The sequence below is a fragment of the Streptomyces sparsus genome, from assembly GCF_054776295.1.
In genome coordinates, this window is the sequence record NZ_BAAHCA010001435.1 from 1 (window position 1) to 844 (window position 844).

Genomic DNA, 844 nt, shown 5'->3' on the forward strand with positions numbered 1-844 from the left:
CCCTGCCGCGGGGGCGGGCCGTCGCCCCCGCCCGACGCAACGCGGACCTGCCGCCTGTGCCGCCCGCACGGCCATCGGTGCGGCGAACCGCCTCCCCGCCGGGGCGTGTTGAACGCGGCGGCGATCGGCACCGTATCTCCACTTCGAGGGTGTCACGGACGTGATCGGAACGTGCTTCTGCCGCCGTACGGCTCGGGCACGCTCCACCGACGGCTCAGGCCGGCGGGGTCCGCACGGCATCCGGGCGGCGTTGGCTGGACTGCGACGGCACCGGTGAGGAGTGGGGCGCGGATGGACGACATCAGTGACCGTGGCAGAGGTCCGGGCGGGCCGACCCGTGAACCCCTGGGAGCGATGACCCTCCACCCACGTCCGGAGTCGGTGCCGCAGGCACGACGCTGGTTCCTCAAGTTCCTCACCTCCTCCGCGCCCGCCCGTCCGCTCGACGACTGCCTGCTGCTGCTCTCGGAGCTGGTCACCAACGCCGTGCTGCACAGCGGCGACCGCCGGTCCTGGCGGGTGCGGGTCGAGTGGTGGCGCGAGGGGGCCGATCTCGGCGTCGACGTGCACAGCCCCGGGGCCCCCGCCGACGTACGGATGCGGCGGGCGGACACCGACCAGGCGCACGGACGCGGCCTCCACCTGGTCGACGCGTTGGCCGACTCCTGGCACGTCACGACCAGCCGCTACGGCGGCACCGTGGTCAGCTTCACCGTCGCGGACGCGTGGACGTCCCCCGCGCTCCCCGCGCCCCCGGGCAGACCCGGACCGCCCGGACGTGCCGGGCCTCCCGGAGCCCGGACCCGCGAAGGTCTCCCTGAGCGCGACCCGGTGCGGTTCCTCG

The 844-nt window shown here is 75.1% G+C and carries 1 protein-coding gene; it reads left to right on the forward strand.

Going from position 1 to position 844, the window contains the following annotated elements; all coding sequences use genetic code 11:
* Positions 1-354: 354 nt before the first annotated feature.
* A partial coding sequence (locus tag ACYVE9_RS28905; protein WP_461030836.1) for an ATP-binding protein occupies positions 355-844 on the forward strand: 490 nt, incomplete at its 3' end.